General features: G+C 63.5%; 2 protein-coding genes, 2 tRNA genes and 1 pseudogene. All 5 read right to left on the bottom strand.

The annotated features are described in order from the left end of the window. Positions 1-809 precede the first annotated feature (809 nt). Complete coding sequence (locus ACRAWC_RS25765; RefSeq protein WP_431349960.1) at positions 810-1,043, bottom strand: hypothetical protein; 234 nt, start codon at positions 1,041-1,043, stop codon at positions 810-812. A gap of 1,009 nt (positions 1,044-2,052) precedes the next feature. Beyond that, the gene (locus ACRAWC_RS25760; RefSeq protein WP_431349959.1) at positions 2,053-2,187 is read right to left on the bottom strand and encodes a helix-turn-helix transcriptional regulator; all 135 of its coding nucleotides are present in this window, start codon (positions 2,185-2,187) and stop codon (positions 2,053-2,055) included. A 5,138-nt stretch (positions 2,188-7,325) separates the two neighbouring features. Continuing rightward, positions 7,326-7,399, bottom strand: a tRNA-Met gene (locus ACRAWC_RS25755). A 45-nt stretch (positions 7,400-7,444) separates the two neighbouring features. Continuing rightward, positions 7,445-7,516 (bottom strand) — tRNA-Thr (locus ACRAWC_RS25750). Then, a pseudogene (locus tag ACRAWC_RS25745) lies at positions 7,507-8,420 on the bottom strand (aldo/keto reductase). The gene ACRAWC_RS25750 and the pseudogene ACRAWC_RS25745 overlap by 10 nt, the downstream one beginning before the upstream one ends. Positions 8,421-8,555 lie beyond the last annotated feature (135 nt).

Genomic DNA, 8,555 nt, shown 5'->3' with positions numbered 1-8,555 from the left:
GAACGCCTGGACGGCCACGAGCTGCAGGACCTGGCTGCGTCAATGGCGCAGCCTCGGCGGTGCCGGTAGCCCGTCTGGCGTGTCGAGGATTTGCTGTTGGTAGCGGCCCTCGAGCGAAGTTGAGCGTGTTCGCTTGGATCGCCGCAGCCAGCACCGCCGCCGCTGCACGAGCGTCTGCAGGGACCCTGACATGCCGTGGCACCTGGCCCCGGTGAGTGGCGGTGAGGAACCCGTGGACGGCCGGCGTCCAGAACGGGGTGTAGCGGTTCGGGTCTGCGTTGATCTGCACCGCGCGCGCGACAAGGGTGGGAGCCGTGGTTCTGCCAGTCAGCAGGACGCGCAGCATCCGCGTGTAGAACCGACGCGGCCGCGGTCGCCGGGTCCATCCGCTGCGCCCGGGATCGTAGTAGGCCCTGCTGGAAAACACCGATCGTGGTGTTGTCCACCGCATCGCCGTGGTCAAGATTGCGGAGTCCGGACTCGCCAATCGCGACCATCAGGGCCAACGTCAGCCCGTGCGGAGGAACACCCATCTGCTGCCCGATGGTGATAATCGCCGCAGCGATCCTCAACTGCTCAGGCCCGCAACCATCGACCGCCTGGCCTGCTCTCCACGGCGCGTGCGGAACCGCCGCACTCTCCCCGCCACATCCTCGAACCCGTTGGCTCCCATCGCAAGCACCACGGTGACCGGTACTCGCGACGAGCTGCGACCGGGACGACGAGGACGATGATGACCACGATGGTCAGGAGGTTCCCGGATCGCCTTCGGACGCCCACTACCTGAGCGGTCGCTGCGCCAGCGCTGATCACGCCGCGGCCTCCTGCTCGAGCACGACACGTGCAATCATCAGCAACCGCTTCGTCGCGATTCGTGCCCGCGCTGAACCCGGGTGGATTTGCAAGGTCTCGGCGATGGTATTGGCGTCGTCGCTGATCATCTTCTGCGAGCCCCGGAAGCCACCGACCTCAGGAACGCAGGACACGATCCGCCTGACCCCGTAATTGGTAGTCCGGCGGCCTGCGGCCGCGGCGGCGAGCACGGTTCGGGCGGTCTGGCATACCCGCATCATGCACTGAGCGCAGGCCGCGTTTGGATCTGATGCGCGTCCGCCACAAGGTCGACGTCGCCGTTGGCAAGGCTGAGGTCGCACCCGCCAGTCGGATGGACCCACGAAGTCGGCGACCAGCACCATCCACCGGTGTGCGTCGAACCTACGAATCAGCGCATCCAAGGGGTCGACGTCCGTATCGGACTCGACGTCGTCTACACATCGTCCATCGCCACGTGCTTCCGCAAGGACCTCGCGGGAGCACCACGCCGTTGCGAGTGATGCCGAACACGAACGCATGCGGTGAGCCGCGCCCGGGTCATACCGAGAGCTTCTGGTGCCAGACCGTCTCCCGGGCCAGCTGTAGCACTGTGTCGACTTCGTTCGGCCAGCCGCGCAATTGCAAGCGGACGTACGGTAGCAGTGTGTCGACTTCGCGGCCACCGCACGGGTGCGGAGTTGGGTTCCTCTTCAGCCACGAGATCACTACCTTTCTTGTACGGAGGTGGCCGTGTGAAGGATCGGGTTCGGGCCTGAGGACCCGTTGCGTGGTGCGCCGGCGCGCCTTGGCGTGCGCCAGCACAGAGTGAGTGAGGACAGAGCCGGGAGTACGCCGGGATTCAGGTGGGCGGCGTGCCCGGTTCGAGAGGTGGAGCGGCGAGGGCGACTCTGCGGTTCGGGAGTCTCAGCCACGATGTCACCGCCGCCCGGACTCGGTCTGTGAGTCGTGCGTCACGGTGAAGAGGGTAAGTGATCGGGCCGGCTCCATTTGGTGCCGGACGCCACCCCCGGGATCGGGGGTTGCTCCGACGTGCCACGCCGGGGTGGACGGCGGGCCCCACTGGACGAGCGCTCGCACTGCAGCGCAGACCATGCCGGCCGACCGGCAACGAGGTAGCCGTCGACGGAACGCTGGGCAACACCAGTGCCACCGGAAGAGCCGGACTCGCTCGCGCCGGTACTGCGGTCCCGGTGTGTACCGTCGCCTCCACCCATGCGATCACTCCGCCGGCTTGTAGACCACCTGGTGTGGCGCGGGCTTGTAGTAGCGCGGGCCTTTGCCCTTGTAACGAAGCTGCGCCAGCGCGGCGACGGACAGACCCGTCATCTCGGCTACCTCGGTGGGCCGGATCATACTCTCCAATCATCTCTTTTCTCCGTTTCGACTAAAATCGGTCATCTTTCAGCAGTGGCTACGATAGCGTTGATTCTTTGATTTGACAATAGAGACGGGTCTATGCTGCTGAAATGGCTAACTTCCGTACTGAGGGCACTGTGGGCGCGCGGATCAAGTTCGCGCGACGAGAGCGAGGGTTTCGCACGGCACGAGAGTTCGCCGAATCGCTTCGCGGAGGCAATGTCACGGCCGCTGTCGTCGAGAACATTGAGTCGGGTCGCAAGGCCGACATCAGCATCACGCAGCTGCTCAACATCGCCCATGGACTTGGCACTCCGGTCTCGTACTTGCTCGCCCCTATCGGTCGACCGAACGCGAAAAATGGACTTACAGAATCTCAACGTCGAACTTGCCGACATGACCGCGGCGCAGTTCGACTCGCTGGTTGTCGGCCACGCCATTGAGTTCGTACCGCCCCAGGTGGTTGCAGCGCGAACGCGACGACATTGAGGCGCTGGGCACGCTGCGGCAGCTCGGGACCTTCCAACGCGAGAACTCGGAAAGGCTTCGTCTTGTCATGAATGTGCAGAGTGCGTCGGGTGACGTAGAGCTCATCAATGCGAATAAGGACGTCGAGCGTCAGATCGAAGCTGTCGCGAAGGAAGTAGCCCGGCTTGTCGGCTTGCTCGAATCCGGCGGGTTTGTTGATGTTGCGGGCGAGGGCGCCGACTCGGAGCAGCCATGGGCAGCATCACCCCGTACGAGTCAGCCGCAGGCAGCGCGGTATCGCGTTCGCTACCGCAAGCCCGATTCATTCCCAGACCGACAAGCGGGGCTTTCGCACCAAGCGCGAGGCCGAGCTCTTCCCAGCGTCCGTCGAGATGAAGAAGGCGACTGGCGAGTACATCGATCCAACGGCGGCTCGCGCGACGGTCGATCGTCTCGGGGAGGCGTGGCTGCATCTCGATCTCACCTTAGGCCGTCCTCTGCCTATGCGTGTACGAGTCGGCTTGGCGACTACACGTCAAACCGCGGTGGGGCGCGGCCATGGTCGGCAACATCCGCCATAGCGAAGTCCAAACTTGGATCTCCGAGTTGAGTGATGGCGTAGGGGACAGGAAGGCGAAGTCCCCGACGATTGTTCGACGAAGCCACGACATCCTCGCTGGCATCCTCGACTCTGCGGTGCGAGACCACCTCATCCCATCTAACCCAGCGCGAGGAATTAAGCCCGGAGACGGCGGTCCAGGGAGCACGTCTACTTGACCAACGAGCAGGTTGCCCGCCTGCTCATAGCGTGCGACGAGCACGCTCCGGTCGTAGCAACACTCGCCTACACAGGCGTCCGCTGGGGTGAAGTGTCAGCCCTGCGGGTCCGTGATGTCGATACACGCCGGCTGCGACTCACGGTCGTGGAGAACGCTGTCTACGTCAACGGATCGATAGTCGTGGGCACGCCCAAGACGCATGAACGCCGCAGCGTGCCGTATCCGCAATTCTTGTCAACGCCCCTCCGTGCGGCCTGCACCGGCAAGGCGCGCGACGACCTGCGTCTTCGACGACGGTCACGGTGGTTATCAGAAGACGCCGACGATGGCGGCCAACTCATGGTGGGACCGCGCTCTCGTGGCGGCAGGCTTCCCACCCATGACGGTCCACGACCTGCGTCACACAGCCGCGTCGTTGGCCGTCCAGTGCGGGCGCCAACGCAGCGGTACAACGGATGCTCGGCCACGCCTCTGCAGCGATGAGACGCTCGACACCTACAGCGATTTGTTCGATGACGATCTGGACGCGGTGGCATCTCGACTCAATAGCGCTGCCGCCCGAACTGGCAGGAGCAATATGGGCGGGAGATGGCATTTCACTCCGCGACTAGGCAGCCTAGCGGTACGAGCGCGCCTCAGTTCGAAGCGCGCCAAGTCAATGATTGCTGTGACCTCAAGCTCGCCAGCGGGAACAAACGGAATTAGCCAGGTGTCTTCGGCAGCTTTGACTAGTTCTGGCAAGCTCTTGCCACGAACTCGAAGCAAGTGAGCTGCTGGCGAGTGCCTCTGAGCGGTCTGCAACGCTCGAATGGGATCAGTGGATAGATGCACCATTTGTCGTCCCACTGGCCGCAAGCCTGCACGGGCTTCAAAGATTGACTGCATGCTCGACGTGGGAGTCGCGTGGTAGAGCCATCCCGGTGGCGTGAAGCCTCATAGTCGGTTCGTCGGGCCACAGAATGCCCATATGCAGCTCGGATCTCCCGTCCATCGAGTTGGAAACGGGGTTCACCTAGTGCGCCCGCGACAACCAGCAACTGTTCGGGAGTCACGTTGTGCCCATTCGCCTGAAGCACTTCGAGCAAGGTCCTCGACAAACATCCACCTCCCGCGAGTGGTCTGGGCGACTGGGTCGTGGCGCAGATGGTAGGACATGGCTTTGCTGATTCGGACTCGATCGTCAGGCTGGATCGACGTGTACCTGGTGGGGTCGGCGAGCCCGGTTTTTGCAGCCCAGGCGTCTAGGACCCTTCTGCACCACCGCCGCAAATCATCGTTCGCACTTTGCGTTGATAAGGACAGCAGCAACTCGTAGGCGTGGTTGCGCTGCTGCTCGGTTGCCTTCTCGTCGGTCAGCAGGCCCACTGCTCGCGCAGGCCGAGCCCGCCTGGTACGCGACCAGGTGTGACGGTTGAGCCTCGATCCCAGCCGCTCCCAAGTACGCGCGGAGCAGCTTCGCGGCTTGACCAGTCCGCTGGCGCAAGCGCTGGGTGATCGTCAACGAGCTGTGCGAGTTCGTAGGTAAGCGGTCTTGCGCCCGTCGCTTCCAAGTCGACCGCGAGCACCCGTTGGTCATCGTTTACGAGCCAGTTCAAGGAATGCGCGTCCCGCCCTGGCACGCAGTCGACAGGGCTTACGAGCTCCCACCAGGAGTTGAAGAGCGATAGCTTCTCCTCGCCAGCCAGCCTCTTAAGCCATCGACCCAGTTCCTTTTCCTTGATCTGGTTCCGGGATAGTCCCGGAACTTGGACCGCGCGGGCTTCCCAGCCATGGATCAACCCCAAAAGCCGAGCAGAGCGTCGGAGCAGGGCCAGACGGTCCGTTCCTACGTCGACGAGACGGAGCGAAGTGTTCGCCCGCGGACATACCGGCGAACACTTACAAGCGATGCGCCACCCTGTGGCTGGCTCACCGACAGCGTCCCGATGTGTTCAATCACTCCGAAGCGCGTCGTTTCGTTGTGATTCTCGAGTTGCGCTGCAAGGAAGCGTGCCCGTGCCTCGTCGCGTGACAGCGCCTCCTGACTCGTCCGCTTGAAGACAAATGTCTGCGACCGGTGATGCCCGAGAAGTCGTCGACCGTGTACGTCTCACCACCGCCACTCCCCTGCCCACCTAGCCCGCTGACCCTAAGAGCGGGGTTGTTGAGAGCCTCGCGCCGCAGCCATAGCGAACAATGCAGTGTGATCTCCGACACGTATTGCGTCCATGAGATCGGGTGGTGACGTTGGGCTTGTTATTGAACTCGGTCCGTGCGCCTCGATCTCGTTCGCAATGATGACTATTGGCTCGCTTGAAGAGGAGTCGAGATACTGCCTTCTCAAGAGAATGTCGAGACCCCGGAGAACGATACGTGGGATCGTTCTTCAATTGCGCCAACAAGAGTAGGTCTTGTGCCTGCGCGAGCTGATCTCGGGCACCGTCCAAAGCCTTTTGGGTTCCGATCGGCCCCCTAAGCCGAATCGCGTCCTGCAGTAACGCTGCGGCTTCCTCACCGGTTCGATTCCGCGCGACTCGCGACTCTAGTTCCGCTAGAAACTCGCGGTACTGATATTGACCACGTTCTGCGTCGAACCGAAGCGCTCGAATGAGTTCAGGAGTGGCCTCGTACACAATTTCGGGGAGTGTCGCGCGGCGTACGTAGCGCGAACGGAAGGCGCACGCCACGTAGCAGTTCCAGCTTGGATGCCCTTTGGCCTGACGAACGCACGCAGTGCCTTGAACATCGCGCAGCGGATCTCGTGACGAAGTTCGATCTGTCCTTGAGCATCAACTGCTGCGTAAGGACTCATCTGCTCTTCTCGAGAAACCTCGACCTTCCAGTGGTAGTCGCGTGGTCAGCTAAATTCAGCCAAGCTTCGGCAACGATCAAGTGCCATGCCGGCCAATCATCTCGGGGCACTCGATCGGAAACCGATGAATTGGGCGGCGCTCAGCGAGAAAGCTCTTGTCGCCAGTAGCGTGGTACAGTTCAAGTGACGCTTCAATTCGATGGACTGCCGTGGAGATGTCATCCGGATCCGTTGATGCGCTCACGAGGTACCCAAGCGCGGTCTCGAGTTTGCTGACGTCCCCCGTGGAGAATCGCGCGGCGGTCGCAGCCATGTCTTCCGACTTGCCTTTGATCCGAGCGAGCGTGCGCTCCGGGTTGGACTCTATCAGCGAAGGGGACCAGCGACCTCGAAGGCGGTGAAGCCGCGAGATTCGCCGCCTCGCGAGAATGACGGGCTCGCTGAACCGGACCGAATAGACCTGCCTACGCAGCGCGTGCGCAACTGTCCACATCGTGCGTCCACGATCGCAGCCGCAAAACTGGAGCCGCTCGAGCGCAAGTAAGATCCGACCTCCGCGCCGGCGGTTGCCATCCGGGCCTCGATGGTCAATGCGGCAAGCAGGGGAAGCTTCGAGCTGTCGAGTGAGGTGAAACTGCTGGACGAGGCTTGACGGCTCGGAGTCGAGTGCCAGCCAGAGCCTAATCGCGCTCGAGATCCGAGACCCGACGCCAAGCATCAATCTGTTCGTCAAGGACCAGTCCCAGACTCTCGATCACCCCAACAACATGAGCTACCGTGCGCCTAGCTTGACCGCTGAGCGCGGCATCTACACCTACCGCACCGCCGCGCTTGAACAGCTGTGCAACATCTGCTGGCGACGCTTGCCTCATTGCTCTCCCGATCCAAAGCGATTTCTGAATCATATTGGTCGGGGTCGGGTTCGGACGTCCGGATTACTCGCGCGCTGACCGCAAAGGCCACAATCGCAAGGCCCTGAGCCTTCAGGCACCAGGGCGGAAAGATTTCAAGTGTGGGCAGAATGTGGGCAAACCGCTACACCAACAAGAAAACGACGGCTGTCTGACAGCCGCCGTTCCCAGTGTTTTGAAGCTATGTAGCGAGGGCGGGACTCGAACCCGCGACACCACGATTATGAGCCGTGTGCTCTAACCACCTGAGCTACCCCGCCGTGGCATCCCCCCGCCGTGCGACGTGTCGCGTGACGGGGAGACGGAGCCCCCTGTGGGAATCGGACCCACTACCTCTTCCTTACCAAGGAAGTGCTCTACCAATGAGCTAAGGGGGCGGAGCCGCACGCCGGCGAGAGCCGGCCGTTTTCGGCAACCGTACGAGGATACCATCCGCCGCGTCGTGTTTCGTACACGGCGGAGCGCGCATCAGGCGGCCTTCGCGGACTCCGATGCGCCGTCGAGGGCGTCCAGTTCGTCGGCGGGTCAGCTCGAGGGTGACGGAGGCCAGCAGGTCGGGCAGCTGGTCGGTCGTGCGGGCACTCGCGATGGGCGCGGTGATCGTCGGCTGCGCGGCGAGCCACGCCAGGGCGACGGAGGCCACCGATGCGTCGTGGGCGGCGGCGACTCGTCGAGGGCGGACAGCACAGACCGGCCGGTCTCGTCGAGGTACTTCGCCGCGCCGCCGGCGCGAGCGCTGTCGACCGTGACGCCGTCGCGGTACTTGCCGGTCAGGAAGCCGGCCGCCAGGGCGAAGTACGGCATGACGCCCAGGCCTTCGCGCTCGGCGATCGGCCGGTACGCCGACTCGTAGGCGCGCTCGACCAGGTTGTAGTGCGGCTGCAGAGCGACGGCGCGGTGGAGGCCCTCGCGCTCGGTGATGCGGAACCACTCGTCGATGCGCTCGGGCGTGTAGTTCGAGATGCCGATGTAGCGGACCTTGCCCGCGTCGACCAGGCCGGACAGGGCGGCGACGGTCTCCTCCAGCGGGACCGTCTCGTCATCGAAGTGGGCGTAGTAGAGGTCGATGTACTCGGACTGCAGGCGCTCGAGCGACGCATCGGCGGCCCGGCGGATGTTGTCGGCGGCGAGACCCTTGAAGTCGGGGTGCTGGCTGACCTTGGTCGCGAGCACGACGTCGTCGCGGTTGCCGCGGGCGTCGAACCACTCGCCGAGGATGCACTCCGAGTCGCCGCCGGTGTTGCCGGGCACCCACGCCGAGTAGCCGTCCGCCGTGTCCACGAAGTTGCCGCCCGCGGCGGTGTAGGCGTCGAGCACGTCGAAACGAGGTTCGCCTGTCCGCGGTCCAGCCGAAGACGTTGCCTCCGAGCGACAGCGGGTAGACCTCGAGGTCGGACGAGCCGATGGTGCGGCGGG

Source organism: Leifsonia sp. L25 (genome assembly GCF_050632895.1).
The sequence above is the reverse complement of the archived record's forward strand: the minus strand, read 5'-3'. Positions and strand labels throughout refer to the sequence as shown.

Excerpts from the sequence above, each read along its gene's own strand:
- ACRAWC_RS25760 (WP_431349959.1), bottom strand. The coding sequence starts at position 2,187 with ATGATCCGGCCCACCGAGGTAGCCGAGATGACGGGTCTGTCCGTCGCC.